We start from the raw sequence: 16904 nt of genomic DNA on the forward strand, positions 1-16904 counted from the left end.
GGATCGGCCATGGCCAGCGCCTCGAAGACCAGCGTCGCGTCCAGCCGGCCAAGTCCTGAACCACCATGTTCCTCGCCGACATAAAGCCCGCCGAAGCCAAGCTGCGCGATCTCGGTCCACAGGTCGCGCGGGATGGTTCCTGCGGCCTCCCATTCGCGCGCATGAGGGGCGATGCGGCGCTGGCCGAAGTCGCGGGCCATATCGAAAATGGCCTGCTGTTCCTCGCTCAAGGCGAAATCCATGGCTGCCTCCCTCCCCGGAGCGGTTGAATTGAACGTCCGTTTAATTGCAGGAATTTCCGTTTTCGTTCAAGTCCGCGTCCCCTGCCTGCAAATCATGTCGGAATTCATCGATGAGATGGCGCACGACTTCGCACAGGGCCTGATCGCGGGTGGCCCCGGCGGCCATGGCCCGCGACAGCACCGTGCGCTGACGATCCGCCGAGCCGGGCTGCGTCGCCATTTCGCGCAGGTGCGCGGTGGCGGGCTGACCGCCCAATGCCTCGGCGTCCTCAGCGATCAAAGCCAGCCAATCCTCGGCCAGATCCGGAAACGGCAATATCCTGCCCTCACCGAAGTCGATCATCCCACCAGAGATGCCATAGCGCACGGCGCGCCAGCGGTTCTCGCCCAGCAGGAAGGTGTCATATTCGCGCCAGCGGGTGTTGCCGCGCGCCAGACGCCACAGCATTCGCACCGTCGCCTGGATCAGCGCCGCAAGCGTGATCGTGTCGTCCAGACGCGGACAGGCATCGCAGATCCGCGTCTCCAGCGTCGGAAAACTGGCAGAGGGGCGCAGATCCCACCAGATCTTGCTGGCATCCTCGACGATGCCCAGTTCGATCAACAATCCGACCGAGCGATCGAACTGGTCCCAACTGCTCAGCCTCGGCGGCAGACCGGTGCGCGGCATGTCCCCGAAGACCGTCGTGCGATAGGATGCGAGGCCGCTGTCCACACCCTGCCAGAACGGGCTGGACGCCGACAGCGCCAGAAGATGCGGCAGGAAATAGGACAACTGGTTCATCAGGTCGATCCGCTGTGCCTTGTCGTCCAGGCCGACATGGACATGCATCCCGCAGATCAGCATTCGCCGCGCCACCCCGGCCATGTCGCGCGACAATTGGTGATAGCGGTCCTTGTCAGTGTGATGCTGGTCGCGCCAGTTGCCGAAAGGATGGCAGCCGACCGAGATCGGAGCCAGGCCGAATTGTGCCGCCTGCCGCGCGATCGTGGCGCGCAGATGGCGCAGATGGGTGCGGGCGTCGCCGATATTGGCGCAGACCGGTGTGCCGACCTCGATCTGGCAGCGCAGGAATTCGGGGCTGACCTGATCGTCCAGTTCGGTCTTGCAGGCTTGCATCAGGGCATCGGGCGCCTGTGCCAGTTCGCCCGATTCGGCATCAACCAGCAGATATTCTTCCTCGATGCCCAGGCTGAATTCGGGTTCTTCCATGACGTGGTTGCGCTCGCATCGTTTGCAGAATGGTCGATCGCCGGCATGAAGGAGCATCACGTTTTCGTGAATTTCCGACTGTGCCGGTTCCGATTCACCTGTACATTCGCACGAAAGATCATTCGATTTCAGCAGCCAAGTGTCCGGTTCATTCTTCGACTGGAAAATCCTGCAATCCTGGGCGTTTGTACTGTATTTCCGTCGCCTCTGGGTTGTGCCTGGATCGATGCAATCATGTCGACAAGGTGCCCGACACGCGGTAAACGAAAAGAACATGTGTTTTTCCGATGGAGAGGTTCAGTTGAAATATTGGAAAGAAGCCGCCGTGGGGGCCTTCATGGCCGTGGCGGCGTCCGGCGCCTCGGCTGCGACTTGCGGCCCAGCGACGGGTGACACCAAGACCGTCACCGTGACGTCGGGTTCCGCGACCGTCGAATGCTATGCCTACGGCTCGGGCAACATCAACGGCAATGTGAAACAGGATCCGATCCTGAACGGTCAGACCACCGGCAAAAATACCTTCACGCTGGTGAGCGGTCCGGTCATCACCGGACTGACTTTCCTCGACAATACCAGCGAGTCGGGCGGTGCGAAGGATGGCGGCGTCACCTCGAACGGCAGTTCCACCGTTGGTCAATCCGTGGTCGGAAAGGTCACGGTCGGAGATGTGTCGCCCTATAGCGGCCTGATCCTGGCACTGAAGATCGGCAACAAGACCTCGCTGTCCTGGGCCGCCTTCAAGATTTCGACAGACGGTATCTTCGACTTCGTGATCACGCCCAAACAGGGCAGCGGATTGTCTCATGCCAATCTCTACGGGATCCCGAAACTGGCGCCTGTGCCTCTGCCGGCCTCGGCGCTGCTGCTCATGGGTGGCCTGGGCGGATTCGCCGCGCTGCGCAGACGCAAGAAGGCCTGATCGGCGGGACTTGCAAGATTTGAAGAAAAAGGCGGCCGCGTTCGCGCAGCCGCCTTTTCTCGTCAATCCATCGCCTTGAAATTGAACTCTCCGCCTTCCTTGATTCCCGACGGCCAGCGCGCTGTGACCGTTTTGGTCCGGGTGTAGAAGCGGAAGGCATCGGGGCCGTGCTGGTTCAGGTCTCCGAAGCCCGATTTCTTCCATCCGCCGAAAGTGTGATAGGCCAGCGGCACCGGGATCGGGACGTTGATCCCCACCATGCCGATATTGATCCGGTTGGCGAAATCGCGTGCCGTGTCGCCGTCGCGGGTGAAGATCGCCGTGCCGTTGCCATATTCGTGGTCCATGGCAAGGCCGATGGCCTCTTCATAGGACCCGGCGCGGACGGTGGACAGGACCGGGCCGAAAATCTCGGTCCGGTAGATGTCCATGTCCGGCGTCACGCGGTCGAACAGGTGCGGACCGACGAAAAAGCCGTCTTCATAACCCTGCAGCGCGAAGTCACGGCCATCGACAACCAGTTCGGCGCCCTGATCGATGCCGGTCTGGACCAGCCGCCGGATGTTCTCCATCGCGGCCTTGGTCACGACGGGGCCGTAATCCACATCATCGCCGGCGGTGTAGGGGCCGACCTTCAGCTTCTCGATCCGCGGCACCAGCTTTTCGATCAGCGCATCGGCGGTTTCCTCGCCCACCGGCACCGCGACCGAAATCGCCATGCAGCGTTCGCCTGCCGCGCCGAAGCCTGCACCGACCAGCGCATCGGCCGCCTGATCCAGATCGGCATCCGGCATGATGATCATGTGGTTCTTGGCACCGCCGAAACATTGCGCCCGCTTGCCGTTGGCCGTCGCGCGTTCATAGATATATTGCGCGATCGGGGTAGAGCCGACGAATCCCACCGCCTGGATGACGGGATTGTCGAGGATCGCATCCACGCTTTCCTTGTCGCCGTTGACGACCTGCAACACGCCGTCGGGCAGTCCCGCCTCTTTCAGCAGCGCAGCCAGCATCAGCGGGACCGAGGGGTCACGCTCGGACGGTTTCAGGATCATCGCGTTGCCCGCCGCCAGTGCCGGCCCCATCTTCCACAGCGGAATCATCGCCGGAAAGTTGAACGGCGTGATGCCCGCGACGACGCCCAGCGGCTGACGCATGGAATACATGTCGATGCCTGTCCCGGCGCTGTCCGTATATTCGCCCTTCAGCAGATGCGGCGCGCCGATGCAGAATTCGATCACCTCCAGCCCGCGCTGCACGTCGCCCTTGGCATCGGGAAAGGTCTTGCCGTGCTCGGCCGACAATGCCTCGGCCAGCTTGTCCATGTCGCGATTCAGCAGGTCGACGAATTTCATCATCACCCGCGCGCGACGCTGCGGATTGGTCGCGCCCCAGCCAAGCTGGGCCTTGGCGGCGCTGGCTACGGCGGCATCCAGTTCGTCCTTTCTGGCCAGCGCCACCTTGGCCTGAACCTCGCCGGTGGCCGGGTTGAACACATCCGCGAAACGGCCTGAGCCACCTTCCGCCTCCTTGCCGTCGATCCAGTGGTGAATCTCTTTCATCGCATCCTCCATTCATGACTTGCGGTCAGGATAGCCTTGCGGAAATGCCGGGAAAAGGGGCATGATGGCAAAAGCGTTTTGCGTTTTCGCAAGGATTAATCGAATGGACTGGGACGACCTGCGCATCTTTCTGTCCGTGTCCAGAACCGAAAGCCTGTCGGGTGCGGGGCGCCGCCTGGGGATGGATGCTTCGACAATCGGCCGCAGGATCGCGCGGCTGGAACGGGCCGTCGGCGCGACATTGTTTGCCAAGACCCCGCAGGGCTATGCGATGACGGCCGAGGGCGCGCGTCTGGTCGCCCCCGCCGAGGCGGCGGAAAAGGCAGCGCTGGCTGCGGCCGAGGCCACCCATGGCGAAGCCGGCATCAGCGGGCAGTTGCGGATCGGCGCGCCCGACGGCTGTGCGAATTACCTGCTGCCACAGGTCCTGCGCGATATCTGCGCGGTGCATCCGGGGCTCGAGATCCAGATCGTCGCGCTGCCCCGTGTGGTGAACCTGTCCCGGCGCGAGGCCGACATGGCCATCGCCGTCTCGCCCCCCGACACCGGACGGCTAAGCGTGCAGCGGCTGGTCGATTACCAACTGCACCTGGCCGGACATGATGATTACCTGCGCGCCCATCCGCCGATCGCCGAACTTGCCGATCTGCACCGGCATCGCCTGATCGGCTACATCCCCGACATGATCTTCGACCGCGAACTGGATTACCTTTCCGAGACGGGGGCCGACAGTGCCGCGATCACCTCGAATTCGGTTTCGGTTCAAATGCAGGCGATCCGGGCCGGCGCGGGACTTGGCATCGTTCACGATTTCGCGCTGCCCTTCGCGCCGGGCGTCCGCATCGTGCTGCCACAGCGCATCGCGCTGCGGCGCAGCTTCTGGCTGATCCGCCACGCGGACGATCGCCGGTCGCGCCGCCTGACGCGCCTTGCCGAGATGCTGTCCCAGGGATTGCGTGCCGAAGTGGCGCGGCTGGAGGCGCGGCTTCCCGCGGACCGCGATCGTCGGGCTTGACGCAGGGCCCGGTGAGGCGAAAGATGAAATCAACCACGCGGTGAGAAGGGGATTTGCGATGCTGGTCAGACAATTGCTGTCGATGAAAAGCGATTCCGGCAAGGCCGGGATCGAGGCCGGAACGATCATCACCATCAAGCCCGAGGCGACTTTGGCGGAAGCCGTGAAGCTTCTGGCCGACCAGCGCATCGGCGCGGTGGTCGTGTCCAGCGATGGCCGCACACCGGAAGGCATCCTGTCCGAACGCGACGTGGTGCGGCAATTGGGCGCGCACGGGTCCGGCGTTCTGGACACGCCGCTGGGCAAGGTGATGACCCGCGCCGTCCAGACCTGCACCACGGGCGAAGACGCGCTGACCATCCTTGAACGCATGACCCAGGGGCGGTTTCGCCATTTGCCGGTGGTGGACGATTCCGGACACATGCTGGGGCTCATTTCGATCGGCGATGCGGTCAGCGGCCGCCTGAAGGAACTGGCGGCGGAAAAGGACGCGCTGACCGGCATGATCATGGGCAGCTGACGCGCCGCGAAATTCTGGCAAATACTTGCCTTTCGGTGAAAAATGGGCTTTGGCTGACGGCTATCTTCAACGGGGACAGCGGATGATGCGCATAGGCCTTTATCCCGGTACATTCGATCCGATCACGCTTGGCCATGTCGATATCATCCAGCGTGCGATGGCTCTGGTCGATCGGCTGGTGATCGGGGTGGCGATCAACCGCGACAAGGCGCCGTTGTTCGATCTGCAAGCGCGGGTCGATATGGTGCGCGCCGAATGTGACGAGATCGCCGCGCGCACCGGCGGCGAAATCCTGGTTCATCCGTTCGATAATCTGCTGATCGATTGCGCCCGCGATGTCGGTGCCACCGTCATTGTGCGGGGGCTGCGCGCCGTTGCCGATTTCGAATACGAATTCCAGATGGTCGGCATGAATCGTGCACTGGATGCCAGTATCGAGACCGTGTTCCTGATGGCTGACGCCCGCCGTCAGGCGATCGCATCGAAACTGGTCAAGGAAATCGCACGACTGGGCGGTGATATCTCGAAGTTCGTGACCCCGCGGGTGGCGCAGGCGCTGGTCGCGCGGTTCGAGTGATCTGCCATGTTGTCCGGCGCCGCGTATCCGCGCCTTGCCTGGGCGCACTGGAAGGGAGATTGCATTGACCCGCTCGGACGATCCCGATCCTCAACCGATCCCCATGCCGCCAAGCCGGCCCCTGCCTGACCCCGCGCCAGACCGCCCCGACGACCGGCCGCGGCCGGCATGGTTGCGGCAGCCCCCGCGGACGCCGCTGTCAGTCTCGATCAGCCGCGTCCGATGAAGGGCATCCTGGTGGCCATCACGGTCATGAACTGAACGTTGGCACCATCCGGAACCGAGGCCATGTGCAGCACCGCATCAGCCACGGTGGCGACATCGATCATCGGTTCGGGCTCGGCCTGACGCCGGCTGACCTGGGCCAGCAATTCGCTGGCCGCATTGCCGATGTCGATCTGGCCGCAAGCGATGTCGAAGGGCCGTCCGTCCAGCGACAGCGATTTCGTCAGGCCGGTCACGGCATGTTTGGAGGTCGTATAGGCGATCGAACCCGGACGTGGCGCATGGGCCGAGATCGACCCGTTGTTGATGATCCGTCCGCCTTGCGGGTCCTGATCGCGCATGATGCGAAAAGCGGCGCTTGCGCACAGGAACATGCCGGTCACGTTGACGTCGATGATGCGGCGAAAGTCGCTGGCCGAAACCGCATCGGGCAGGGCCGCCGCCAGCGCCTGTCCGGCATTGTTGAACAGGACGTCCAGCCGACCCCAGGCCGCCATGGCCCGATCGAATGTCTGCCGGACCTCTGCTTCCGCGCTGACATCGCAGGGCAGGATCAGCGCATTGGCCGCGTCTTCGGACGTGTCTTCCAGCGCCGCACGCCGACGTCCGATCAGACCCGTGCGCCAACCCGCGCGCAGGAAATGCCGCGCAGTGGCCCGGCCGATCCCGCTGCCAGCGCCGGTGATCAGGATGGTGCGCGGACCCGTCATGGCTGCCGAGAACGGCGCCGGTTCCGCGTCAGGCCGGGCGCGGGGTGGCGAAACGGCCGGTCACGCAGGCCAATCACAAAAGCCGTGCCGGCGGTCTTCAATTGCCTGCGGGCGGGGCCAGTTTCTTGGTCGCGCCATCGGCCAGGGGATCGTCCTGACGCTGGACCGAGCCTTCGAAATGCGCACCCGATTCGATGGCGATGGTCTTGTGGATGATGTCGCCCTCGACCCGGGCCGCGGCCGAAAGCCGGACCTTCAGCCCGCGCACCCGGCCGACCACGCGACCGTTCACGATGATTTCGTCGCCCATGATCTCGCCGTTGATCGTAGCGGTTTCGCCCACCGTCAACTGGCGGGCGCGCACGTCGCCTTCGACCTTGCCTTCGATCTGGATATCGCCGTCGGTGCGGATATTGCCGGTTACGATCAGGTCCGAGGACAGGACCGACGGGCTTGCCTGCTTGCGCGGGGGCTGCGGGGTCGCCGCGGTCTCGCCACCCGAGGCACGCTGTTCCTGCGCCGGGGCGGGGGCTTTGACGGGCTCGTCGCCTGCGGCGGCGGCATTCTGTTGAGGACGGTTTTCGGTCACGCGGGTCTTACTGAACATTGCTTGCTGCCTTGATGAAACTCATCGGGTCCACCGCCCGGCCTTTCATGCGCACTTCGTAATGAAGATGCGGCCCGGTCGAGCGTCCGGTGCTGCCAATATCACCGATCGGGTCGCCTTGCGACACCCTTTGCCCAACCTTCACGCCAATTTTCGACAGATGGGCATAGCGTGTCTCGACGCCCAGTTCGTGTTCGATCTTGATCAGGTTGCCATATGCCCCCTGCCGGCCGGCGAATATCACGACACCGTCGCCGGGCGCATAGACCTTGGTGCCGGTCGGGCTGGCCATGTCCAACGCATTATGCATCCGCCCCCAGCGACGACCGAAGCTCGAAGTGAGCCGGTAAGAGGCCTTCAGCGGCGTCGCGAAAGGAAGCTTTTCCATCGCAATGCGATAGGTGTTGATCTGGTCCAGCGTCACGAGGATCTGGTTCGCCTTGGTCTCGCCCTGGCGCAGCGCCGCGTCGCCGCGGGTCGAGTAGGACATCGGCGTCAGCGGACCGCCCTGGCCGGAATAGCCCTTGCGAATTTCCGACAGCATGTCATCGGGGTCCACCCCGATCGCGCGGAAAACCTTGTCCAGCGGTTCGACCGAAACCGACATGGCATCCTCGACCTGGGCCAGGATTTCGTCGTTTCGGGCCACGATCGCGTCGCGTTCGGCGGCCATTCTTTCGGCCTCGCCGCGCGCTTCGGCCGCGTCCTTCTGGGCCTTGGTCCGTGCCTGTGCGGTGTCGCGAAGCTCGCCCGACAGGATGTCCAGCGCGACGGTGACATCCTTGCTTCGGTCCGCATCGCCGGACGGGCTGTCGGCGGCGCCGGCGGCATGCAGGGATCCGTCGCGCTCGCCGATCGCGTCACGCAGGGTCGATTGCACGGTGGTCAGACCGCTTTGCAGCTCTCGCCGTTTTTCTTCCGATGCCAGAAGCTGTGACTGCATCTGCGAAACCTGATCCAGCGCCACCGAAAAGCGGCTCTGCGCCGCCACCGCCTCGGCCGCACGGGCATCGCGTTCCGCAGACAGCTGATCCAGGCGTTCCTCGAACGCGGCCTGGACACGCAGCATCTGTTCGCGCGAGGATCCGGAACTGACCGCATCGATCACGAGGATCGAACTTGCCACCAGCATCCAGCCAAGGCCCAGTGTCACCCCGCCGATTCCGACAAGCTGGGTCACGGGGCGCAGGCGCAGGAAGCGGGTGCTGTCATCGGATCGAAGGAACAGACGCTGTTCGGGCAGAAGACGTTCAAGTGAGGCGTTCAGGCCATTCAGCAACTTCTTCGACAAGTCCAGTCCCCCGGTCCCGCGACCCTGTTTCCAGTCTGGCCGGATCGCTTTGGTTCCATTCGGAGGTCGGTAAACAAGACCTGTGCCCTGATGGCAACAGGTCATCCGCCGGGCCCGTTGCAGATGCGCGGATACATGCCTTTGCGGGCGGGATTCCGCCGAAACCGGCAGCCATTCGCCAAAGTCTTCACGCAATTTCATAGGGAAGCGGCCCGTTTCGGTCGGTTGGTATGCGCAGGGGCCGATCGATCGGCGGAACCGAGCGCTGGTGACAATCCCTGCGCGGACAAATCCGGCACGAGATGCCGATCGGCTCGAACGCCCGCGGGCGGGACAGATCCAGGCCGTCGCCATAGACGAGCTTGCCCGCGTGACCGATCTCGCAGCCCAGGCCGATGGCAAAGCGGCGCACAGGGGCATCGAAGGCGCCCGCATGTTTCGACACGTCGCGCGCCAGAAGCAGATAGCGGACGCCGTCGGGTGTTTCGGCCAGTTGCCGCAGGAAATGCCGGGGCTGTTCAAAGGCGCGGTGGACGTTCCACAGCGGACATGCGCCGCCGAAACGCGCGAATTGCAGGCGCGTGGCGGAATGACGTTTGGTGATCGTGCCCGCCTGATCGACCCTGACGAAGAAGAATGGCACGCCTTTCGCGCCGGGCCGCTGCAGGGTTGACAGGCGATGTGCGACCTGTTCCAGCGAGGCGCCGAAAAGATGCGCCAGCCGCTCCAGATCGTGCCGTTCCGCCTGCGCGGCCGCCAGGAAGGCGCGGTAGGGCATCAGAGCGGCGCCGGCAAAGTAGTTGGCCATCCCGACGCGGGCGATCTCTCGCGCGGCGGGGTCACGGAAACGGGCCAGATCCAGCATTGCCTCCAGCAGGTCGGATTGGCGTTCCACCGCCACCAGGTGCAGAAGCTGGAAGACGCGGGTGGCGGATTCGGCTGCGGCATTGAGGTGAATCTCGTTGCCGCTGCGCCGGAACACGGCATTGGCGGGCAATTCCATCTCGCGGATGCGGATGCCCGATTTTGCCAGGGCCGAGACCGCCGCCTGCCATGGATCGGCCCGCACGCCGTCGGGGCAGGCGAACCGTTCGGCCGCACGGTCCACCGCGTCGATGTAATTGTCGCAATAGTGGAAAAAGTCGCGGACCTCCTCCCACGGGGTCGAAAGCGCATTCTGCCCGGCCGCGCCGATCGCCTCGTCCAGGGCGGCCAGCCGCTCTTGTCCCTGCCGGTGGGCGCGGTAGAGGTCCAGAAAGGCGCGCGCCAGACTGGGCGCGTTCGTCGCGGCCAGACGCAGATCATTCAGCGGCGGCGCGGTGTCGAAGATCGGATCGGCCAGGGCCTCCTGCATGTCGATGACCATGCGTTCCGCATCGCCCGCCGAAAGCGTGGTCAGATCGACGCCGAATTCCTGTGCCAGCCGCAGCAGCACCCCGGCCGAGATCGGACGGTGATTGTTCTCCATCTGCGACAGATAGGGCAACGAGATCCCCAGCCGTTCCGCGAAGACCCGCTGGGTCAACCCTGACCGGGCGCGGGTTTCGCGCAGGGATGTACCCGCATAGATTTTCTGAACCGCCATGATCGCCCCCGTTCTTTGCAAAGCAGGCTGTAGCCTTTGCAAAGGGCGCCCGGCAAGCGCCCGCGACGGTGCGGGGCGGGCTGGCGGAAAGGATCGGGCGAGGTTCGACATGGCCGCACCATGGACCAGAAGGATTAAGATCCGGTTGTGGTGTGCCGGATCGTCCCCAAGCGTCTTTCGCGCCGCAGCACCCACAGGATCGAGGCCAGCGAGCCCGCCGCCGACATCACCATGATGGTCAGCAGCGGCGTGGCGCCTGAGCCGGGCTGCAACAGCGCCCCGGCCAGGGCCGAGAGGGCGGCGCCTCCGGCGACGGCCAGCGCCCCGCCCAGACCGCTGGCGGTGCCGGCCAGTTCCGGGCGGACGCTCATCATGCCGGCATTGGCGTTGGGCAGAACCAGGCCGTTGCCCAGCCCCATGACGGCAATCGCTCCGAAAAATGTCCAGGGATTCGTCAGGCCCGTCAGCGTCGTGATCAGCGACAGGAACAAAGCCGCGAGGCTGATCGCCGTGCCGTAAAGGATCATTCTGTTCAGACCCAGCATCGCCGAGAAGCGGCCAGACAGGAAATTGCCCGTCAGGTATCCGATCGAGGGCGCGGCGAAGAAGTAACCCACTTCCGCCGGGCTCAGGCCGAAGACCTGCCCGCCCACGAAGGGCGCGCCGCCCAGATAGGCGAAGAAACTGCCGGACGCCATGGTCGCCGCCCCGCAATAACCCCAGAAGCGAACGGACCGCGCCAGCACAGGGTAATTGGCGACCTGTTCGCGCAAGGGGATGCCGCCGCCGCGCACGGTCTCGCCCAGATCACGCCAGGCGACGGCAAGAACCACCAGTCCCAGCAGGCCCATGACGGCGAAATTCGCGCGCCAGCCGAAGGCCTCGTCCAGAACCCCGCCGATTACCGGCGCGATCATCGGCACCACCGACATGCCCATCGTGACATAGCCGATCATCGAGGCCGCGCGGTTGCCATCGAACATGTCGCGCACGACGGCGCGCGGGACCAGCATGCAGACGGCGATTGCAGACTGGATCAGCCGGAACAGCAGGAACAGCCCCGCATCGCGTGCCGTCAGCGTTCCAAGCGTGGCAAGCAGGAAGATCACGAGGCCCACCAGCACGACCGGTCGTCGGCCATAGCGGTCGCTGACCGGCCCGGCCAGCAATTGCAGCACCGCGCTGGCCCCGATATAGGCCGAAACCGAAAGCTGCATGACCGCATAATCCACGCCGAAGTCCCGTGCCATGCCGGGAAGCGAGGGCAGGAACACGTTCATCGACAGCGCGGCGACGCCCGACAGCGCGATCAGCGTCAGGATATGCGGCGCAGTCCGTTTGCCGCGATCAGTTCCGGTCATGGAACACGAACCACGCGCCCGAACAGGTCAGCGGCAAGCAGACCTGCCGCGTGACCGGAACGGGCGGGTTCAGTCCCATTGGCTCTGACGGTCCTTCGCCAGGTTGCCAAAACGCGTGAACTGGCCCTCGAAGGACAGTTCGACCGTGCCGATGGGGCCGTGGCGCTGCTTGCCCAGAATTACCTCGGCCTTGCCATGGACCTGTTCCATGATCTGTTGCCACTTCGCCATCGCATCCAGATCGCTGTCCGAGGGTTTTTCACGTTCGCGATAATATTCCTCGCGGAACACGAACATCACGATATCGGCGTCCTGTTCGATGGACCCTGATTCGCGCAGGTCGGAAAGCTGCGGGCGCTTGTCCTCGCGATTCTCGACCTGACGCGACAGCTGCGACAGGGCGATGACGGGGATGTTCAATTCCTTGGCGACGGCCTTCAGCCCCTGCGTGATCTCGCTGACCTCGTTGACGCGGCTGTCCTTGGCGGATGCGGCTTTCAGAAGCTGCAGATAATCCACCATCAGCACATCCAGGCCATGCACCCGCTTCAGCTTGCGCGCGCGGGCGGCAAGCTGGTTGATCGGCAGGGCGGGGGTGTCGTCGATGTAAAGCGGGCAGTTCTGAAGCGCATGGGCAGCCTCGACGAAACGGCGGAACTCGCCCTCGTCCATATTGCCCGACCGGATTCTTTCGCTGGGCACCTCGGCGGCTTCGGACAGGATCCGTGCGGCCAGTTGCTCGGCCGACATCTCGAGGCTGAAAAAGCCGACCACGCCGCCCTCGATCGTGCCATGGGTGCCGTCGGCGCGTTCGCCCTGCTTGTGCGCGCGGGCGATGTTGAAGGCGATATTGGTTGCCAGCGAGGTTTTGCCCATCGAGGGACGCCCGGCGATGATGATCAGGTCGGAATTGTTCAGACCGCCCATCTTGCCGTCCAGATCCACGAGCCCGGTCGAAATCCCGGACAGCTTGCCGTCCCGCTGATAGGCGGCATTGGCCACCTGAACCGCACCCGTCACCGCCTTCAGGAAGGACTGGAATCCGCGCTCCGCCACACCCTGTTCGCCCAGTTGATACAGCGTCTGTTCGGCGACCTTGATCTGTTCCTCGGCATCGTCGCCCACCTCGACCGTCGAGGCGCGCGACGAGATGTCATGGCCCAACTGGATCAGTTCGCGCCGCAGCGCGAATTCGCGGATCATCTGCGCATAATCCCGCGCCGCATAGGCCGAGATCGCGGCGCTGGCCATGCGCGCCAGATAGGCCGGCCCCCCCAGTTCCTTCAGCCCCTCGTCGTTTTCCAGGAACGCCTTGATCGTCACCGGGCTGGCCAGCGCATTCTTGCGGATCCGTTCGGAACAAATCTCGAAGATGCGGGCATGGACAGGGTGATAGAAATGTTCCGGCTTGATGACCTGCGTCACCCGGTCGAAGACATCGTTGTTCGTCAGAAGCGCGCCCAGCAATTGCTGTTCGGCCTCCAGCGAATAGGGGATGGCGGCCTTTTCCTCGGCTGCCGAATCCTGCCCCGGAATGATCGCCCGCAAACCGTTCATCTCGCTGCCCCCGCCGATTCTTGTTTGGGCGTTTATCTCATATCGGGACAGGCGCGGCTATCGGGATATCCTGTGGACAGGCTGTGGATAAGCCGGCCCGTCAGCCATTCGCCGCCTGCCAGCCGCGCGGATCGGTCAGGAAGGTGCGGACCTCGGCAAGCGTCCGGTCGTCGAAGGATTGCGCGGCCTGGGCCTCGGCCAGCACGTCCCACCAGGTGCAGAGATGGTGCAGCCTGACGCCGTGATCGGCCAGTCGCCGGGTCGTTTCGGGGAAGATACCGTAGTAGAAGATCACCGCCGTGTGCGCGCAGGTTGCGCCGGTTTCGCGGATGGCATCGACAAAGGACAGCTTGCTGCCGCCGTCGGTCGTCAGGTCCTCGACCAGCAGCACCCGCTGGCCCTCCTCCATCACGCCCTCGATTCGGGCATTGCGGCCATAGCCCTTCGGCTTCTTGCGCACATAGGTCATCGGCAGGGCCATGCGTTCGGCCATCATGGCGGCGAAGGGAATGCCTGCCGTCTCGCCGCCCGCGATATTGTCGAAAGCCTCGAAACCGGCATCGCGCATCACCGTCGCGGCCATGAAATCCAGCAGCGTCTGGCGCACGCGCGGAAAGCTGACGATCCGGCGGCAATCGACATAGGTCGGCCCCCTGAGCCCCGAGGCATAGGTGAACGGCGTCTCGGCGTTGAAATCGACGGCCTTGATTTCCAGCAGCATCCGGGCCGAGAGCCGGGCGATTTCCTCGCGCGCGGGGTAGGGCAGGCTCATGAATCCTCCAGGTGCCAGAACAGCGTGAAGAAGGGATCGAAGACCGTCACGGTCTCTTTGCCCGCCGTGATCGTGGCCGGATATCGGGCCGGCACATCGCGCTTGACCAGTCGGATGCGGTCCTCGTTGGCGGGCAGACCATAGAAGGCGGCGCCGTTAAGGCTGGCAAAGGCTTCCAGCCGGTCCAGCGCGTCTTCTTCCTCGAAGACATGAGCCAGGATCGACATCGTGTTGGGCGCGGTAAAGCAGCCGGCGCAGCCGCAGGGTTGCAGCTTGGCGCGGTCGGGATGCGGCGCGCTGTCGGTGCCCAGGAAGAACCGCCCCTCGCCACTGGTCGCGGCCTCGCGCAGCGCCAGGCGGTGCGATTCGCGTTTGGCCACCGGCAGGCAGTAATAATGTGGTCGAATGCCGCCTGCGAGGATGGCGTTGCGGTTGATGACCAGATGATGCGTGGTGATCGTGGCGCCCAGACCGGGGCCGCCGTCACGGATATAGGCCACGCCGTCGCTGGTGGTGATATGCTCCATCACGACGGTCAGGCCGGGGGTGGCGCGACGGATCGGATCCAGCACGCGGTCGATGAAGACGGCCTCGCGGTCGAAGATATCGACCTCCGCGTCGGTGACCTCGCCGTGAACGCAAAGCGGAATGCCCGCCTCGGCCATCGCGTCCAGAACCGGCCGGATCCGGGCCATGTCGGTCACGCCGCTGGCGGAATTGGTGGTTGCCCCGGCCGGATACAGCTTGACCGCGCGGATGATCCCGTCTCGATGTGCGGCGACCACATCCGCCGGATCGGTCGTGTCGGTCAGATACAATGTCATCTGCGGCTGAAGCGCGCTGCCTTCGGGCAGCGCGGCCAGGATGCGGTCGCGATAGGCGGCGGCCTCGGCACCGGTCACGATCGGAGGCACCAGATTCGGCATGATGATCGCGCGGCCGAAACCGGCGGAATGGGGCGCCACGGCGTCCAGCATCGCGCCGTCACGCAGATGCAGGTGCCAATCGTCGGGGCGGCGGAGGGTCAGGCTGTCGGTCATGATGCCTGCCTCTATACACGGCAGCAGACGGTTGCCAAGCATGCGCGATCCGATTTCGCGGTGTCGCCTTGAAACAGTGCCTTGTCCTTGCCGCCCGCCCGTCCCACATTGACTCAGCAGCGTGTTATGCACATTCTGCAATAATCAGGACGGGATGGCATGAATTCGTTGAATATTGGTCAGGTAGCAGGCAATCCCATGCGCCTTTGGGCGCAGATGGCACGGCTTTCCATCGAATCGCAGACGGTGATCGGGTTGCGCATGGCGGGCATGATGGGCTTGATGGTCCAGTCGCCGGGCGAACCGCTTCGCATGATCGCCGAGAAGCAGGCGGCGGCATCCGAGGCGATCTTTGCCATGGTCCGCGTCGCCGGCAGCGGAGCCAGCGCCGATCGCGTTCTTTCCGCCGGCCTGCGCCCCTATGGCAAGCGCACCCGCGCGAATTCGCGCCGTCTGACCCGCAGCCGGCGCTGACCGGGAACGGGTTCGGCCCCTGGCGTGTTTTGCCGCCGGACCAGGGTGAGGACAGGGATGACACGCACAGCACTGATTACCGGTGGGGCTCAGGGGATTGGCCGCGGCATCGCCGACCGACTGGTCGAGAACGACTGGAAGGTCGCGATCTTCGACAAGGACGCCGAGGCGGTTGATGAGGTCTCGGACACGCTTCCAGGCAGTCTTGCGCTGCCCGTGGATGTGGCCGATGAGGCATCCGTTCATCAGGGTTTCGCGACGCTGGCTGATTGGCTGGCCGGGGCAGGGCTGGATCTTCTGGTCTCGAATGCGGGTATCGCCGATCCTGTCAGCGGGCCGGTCGAGGATCTGTCGCTGTCGGAATGGCGAGAATGGCAGGACAGCCATCTGACCGGCGCGTTCCTGTGCATTCGCGGCGCCGTGCCGCTGTTGCGCCGGGCGCGCGGTTCCATCGTCACCATCGCCTCGACACGGGCTTTGCAGTCGGAACCCGATTGCGAAGCCTATGCCGCAGCCAAGGGCGGACTCTGTGCGCTGACCCATGCGCTGGCCATCAGTCTGGGGCCGCAGATTCGCGCGAACTGCATCCTGCCCGGCTGGATCGAGACCGGCCCTTGGCAGAAGCGGTCAGAGCGCAGCGACCCGGATCATTCGCGGAGCGACAAGGCACAGCATCCGGTCGGCCGCGTCGGCACGCCGCAGGACATCGCGGCGCTGGTCGCCTACCTCGCCTCAAGCGAGGAGGCAGGCTTCGTGACCGGTCAGCACTTCGTGGTCGATGGCGGCATGACACGCAAGATGATCTATCTGGAATAAAGACCTGAAGGACCAGATGAAAACGGCGGGGCCATAGCCCCGCCGCGGCACTTTTCCGGCTGTCCCGGTTTCAGATCAGCCTGCCCATCGCGACCGCCGTATCGGACATGCGGTTCGAAAAGCCCCATTCATTGTCATACCAGGTCAGAATGCGGCACAGCTTGCCTTCCATGACCTTGGTCTGGTCCATGTGGAATACCGAGGAACGCGGATCGTGGTTGAAGTCCGACGAAACGAGCTTTTCCTCGGTATAGCCCAGAATACCGTCCAGCGATCCATCGGCGGCGGCCCTGATCGCCTGGTTGATTTCCTCGACGCTGGTCTCGCGCTTGGCCTCGAAGACCAGATCGACGACCGAGACATTGGGTGTCGGCACACGGATCGCCACACCGTCCAGACGGCCCTTGAGTTCCGGCAG

Annotated in this window: 17 protein-coding genes and 1 pseudogene; 6 read left to right on the forward strand and 12 right to left on the reverse strand. The window is 64.3% G+C overall.

Annotated elements, in window-relative coordinates; all coding sequences use genetic code 11:
* Positions 1 to 242: acyl-CoA dehydrogenase family protein (locus B4L36_RS11135; protein WP_292956913.1), on the reverse strand; the 242-nt coding region annotated here is incomplete at its 3' end.
* A gap of 40 nt (positions 243 to 282) precedes the next feature.
* On the reverse strand, positions 283 to 1455 hold the full coding sequence (locus tag B4L36_RS11140) for a carboxylate-amine ligase (protein ID WP_292956916.1): 1173 nt from the start codon (positions 1453 to 1455) through the stop codon (positions 283 to 285).
* A 139-nt stretch (positions 1456 to 1594) separates the two neighbouring features.
* Here B4L36_RS11140 and B4L36_RS11145 point away from each other — a divergent pair, with 139 nt between their 5' ends.
* Positions 1595 to 2374 (forward strand): VPLPA-CTERM sorting domain-containing protein, encoded by a 780-nt coding sequence (locus B4L36_RS11145; RefSeq protein WP_292956919.1) that lies wholly within the window; start codon positions 1595 to 1597, stop codon positions 2372 to 2374.
* Positions 2375 to 2436: 62 nt separating this feature from the next.
* On the opposite strand, the gene B4L36_RS11150 is transcribed toward B4L36_RS11145, so the two are convergent.
* Complete coding sequence (locus B4L36_RS11150; protein ID WP_292956922.1) at positions 2437 to 3936, reverse strand: CoA-acylating methylmalonate-semialdehyde dehydrogenase; 1500 nt, start codon at positions 3934 to 3936, stop codon at positions 2437 to 2439.
* A gap of 103 nt (positions 3937 to 4039) precedes the next feature.
* On the opposite strand from B4L36_RS11150, the gene B4L36_RS11155 reads away from it, so the two are divergent.
* The 3 genes from B4L36_RS11155 (at position 4040) to coaD (ending at position 6048) form a co-directional block, all read left to right on the forward strand.
* The gene (locus B4L36_RS11155) at positions 4040 to 4951 is read left to right on the forward strand and encodes a LysR family transcriptional regulator (protein ID WP_292956925.1); all 912 of its coding nucleotides are present in this window, start codon (positions 4040 to 4042) and stop codon (positions 4949 to 4951) included.
* A gap of 58 nt (positions 4952 to 5009) precedes the next feature.
* Positions 5010 to 5471, forward strand: coding sequence for a CBS domain-containing protein (locus B4L36_RS11160; protein WP_292956928.1), 462 nt, complete (start codon positions 5010 to 5012; stop codon positions 5469 to 5471).
* An 85-nt stretch (positions 5472 to 5556) separates the two neighbouring features.
* Entirely contained in the window at positions 5557 to 6048 is a 492-nt protein-coding gene (gene coaD / locus B4L36_RS11165; RefSeq protein ID WP_292957066.1) for a pantetheine-phosphate adenylyltransferase, read from the forward strand.
* 209 nt (positions 6049 to 6257) lie between these two features.
* On the opposite strand, the gene B4L36_RS11170 is transcribed toward coaD, so the two are convergent.
* From B4L36_RS11170 to pyrC, 8 genes are all read right to left on the reverse strand, one after another.
* Positions 6258 to 6983, reverse strand: a complete 726-nt coding sequence (locus B4L36_RS11170) for an SDR family oxidoreductase (protein ID WP_292956931.1) — start codon at positions 6981 to 6983, stop codon at positions 6258 to 6260.
* Positions 6984 to 7080: 97 nt separating this feature from the next.
* Positions 7081 to 7590, reverse strand: coding sequence for a bactofilin family protein (locus tag B4L36_RS11175; RefSeq protein WP_292956934.1), 510 nt, complete (start codon positions 7588 to 7590; stop codon positions 7081 to 7083).
* The gene (locus B4L36_RS11180) at positions 7580 to 8881 is read right to left on the reverse strand and encodes a M23 family metallopeptidase (protein ID WP_292956937.1); all 1302 of its coding nucleotides are present in this window, start codon (positions 8879 to 8881) and stop codon (positions 7580 to 7582) included. Before B4L36_RS11180 ends, B4L36_RS11175 begins: the two co-directional genes overlap by 11 nt.
* 187 nt (positions 8882 to 9068) lie before the next feature.
* Positions 9069 to 10466, reverse strand: a complete 1398-nt coding sequence (locus B4L36_RS11185; protein WP_292956940.1) for a helix-turn-helix domain-containing protein — start codon at positions 10464 to 10466, stop codon at positions 9069 to 9071.
* 134 nt (positions 10467 to 10600) lie between these two features.
* The gene (locus tag B4L36_RS11190; protein ID WP_292956943.1) at positions 10601 to 11827 is read right to left on the reverse strand and encodes a multidrug effflux MFS transporter; all 1227 of its coding nucleotides are present in this window, start codon (positions 11825 to 11827) and stop codon (positions 10601 to 10603) included.
* A 69-nt stretch (positions 11828 to 11896) separates the two neighbouring features.
* On the reverse strand, positions 11897 to 13384 hold the full coding sequence (locus tag B4L36_RS11195) for a replicative DNA helicase (protein ID WP_292956946.1): 1488 nt from the start codon (positions 13382 to 13384) through the stop codon (positions 11897 to 11899).
* 100 nt (positions 13385 to 13484) lie between these two features.
* Entirely contained in the window at positions 13485 to 14156 is a 672-nt protein-coding gene (locus tag B4L36_RS11200) for an orotate phosphoribosyltransferase (protein ID WP_292956949.1), read from the reverse strand.
* Entirely contained in the window at positions 14153 to 15196 is a 1044-nt protein-coding gene (gene pyrC / locus B4L36_RS11205) for a dihydroorotase (protein WP_292956952.1), read from the reverse strand. Before pyrC ends, B4L36_RS11200 begins: the two co-directional genes overlap by 4 nt.
* Positions 15197 to 15412: 216 nt before the next feature.
* Here pyrC and B4L36_RS11210 point away from each other — a divergent pair, with 216 nt between their 5' ends.
* Together B4L36_RS11210 and B4L36_RS11215 are read left to right on the forward strand one after the other, a co-directional pair.
* Positions 15413 to 15670, forward strand: coding sequence for an antibiotic ABC transporter (locus B4L36_RS11210; protein ID WP_292956955.1), 258 nt, complete (start codon positions 15413 to 15415; stop codon positions 15668 to 15670).
* Positions 15671 to 15727: 57 nt separating this feature from the next.
* On the forward strand, positions 15728 to 16486 hold the full coding sequence (locus B4L36_RS11215) for an SDR family oxidoreductase (RefSeq protein ID WP_292956958.1): 759 nt from the start codon (positions 15728 to 15730) through the stop codon (positions 16484 to 16486).
* A gap of 70 nt (positions 16487 to 16556) precedes the next feature.
* On the opposite strand, the pseudogene B4L36_RS11220 reads toward B4L36_RS11215, so the two are convergent.
* Positions 16557 to 16904, reverse strand: a pseudogene (locus B4L36_RS11220) (erythrose-4-phosphate dehydrogenase); the annotation flags it as partial.

The sequence above is a fragment of the Paracoccus sp. UBA889 genome (assembly GCA_002294185.1).
In the GTDB taxonomy this organism is placed as follows: domain Bacteria; phylum Pseudomonadota; class Alphaproteobacteria; order Rhodobacterales; family Rhodobacteraceae; genus Paracoccus.

Coding starts and splice junctions, on each gene's coding strand:
- B4L36_RS11175 (WP_292956934.1), bottom strand. CDS start 7,590: ATGTTCAGTAAGACCCGCGTGACCGAAAACCGTCCTCAACAGAATGCC.
- B4L36_RS11140 (WP_292956916.1), bottom strand. CDS start 1,455: ATGGAAGAACCCGAATTCAGCCTGGGCATCGAGGAAGAATATCTGCTG.
- B4L36_RS11195 (WP_292956946.1), bottom strand. CDS start 13,384: ATGAACGGTTTGCGGGCGATCATTCCGGGGCAGGATTCGGCAGCCGAG.
- B4L36_RS11210 (WP_292956955.1), top strand. CDS start 15,413: ATGGCACGGCTTTCCATCGAATCGCAGACGGTGATCGGGTTGCGCATG.
- B4L36_RS11170 (WP_292956931.1), bottom strand. CDS start 6,983: ATGACGGGTCCGCGCACCATCCTGATCACCGGCGCTGGCAGCGGGATC.
- B4L36_RS11155 (WP_292956925.1), top strand. CDS start 4,040: ATGGACTGGGACGACCTGCGCATCTTTCTGTCCGTGTCCAGAACCGAA.
- B4L36_RS11215 (WP_292956958.1), top strand. CDS start 15,728: ATGACACGCACAGCACTGATTACCGGTGGGGCTCAGGGGATTGGCCGC.
- B4L36_RS11200 (WP_292956949.1), bottom strand. CDS start 14,156: ATGAGCCTGCCCTACCCCGCGCGCGAGGAAATCGCCCGGCTCTCGGCC.
- B4L36_RS11150 (WP_292956922.1), bottom strand. CDS start 3,936: ATGAAAGAGATTCACCACTGGATCGACGGCAAGGAGGCGGAAGGTGGC.
- B4L36_RS11160 (WP_292956928.1), top strand. CDS start 5,010: ATGCTGGTCAGACAATTGCTGTCGATGAAAAGCGATTCCGGCAAGGCC.
- pyrC (WP_292956952.1), bottom strand. CDS start 15,196: ATGACCGACAGCCTGACCCTCCGCCGCCCCGACGATTGGCACCTGCAT.
- coaD (WP_292957066.1), top strand. CDS start 5,557: ATGCGCATAGGCCTTTATCCCGGTACATTCGATCCGATCACGCTTGGC.
- B4L36_RS11190 (WP_292956943.1), bottom strand. CDS start 11,827: ATGACCGGAACTGATCGCGGCAAACGGACTGCGCCGCATATCCTGACG.
- B4L36_RS11185 (WP_292956940.1), bottom strand. CDS start 10,466: ATGGCGGTTCAGAAAATCTATGCGGGTACATCCCTGCGCGAAACCCGC.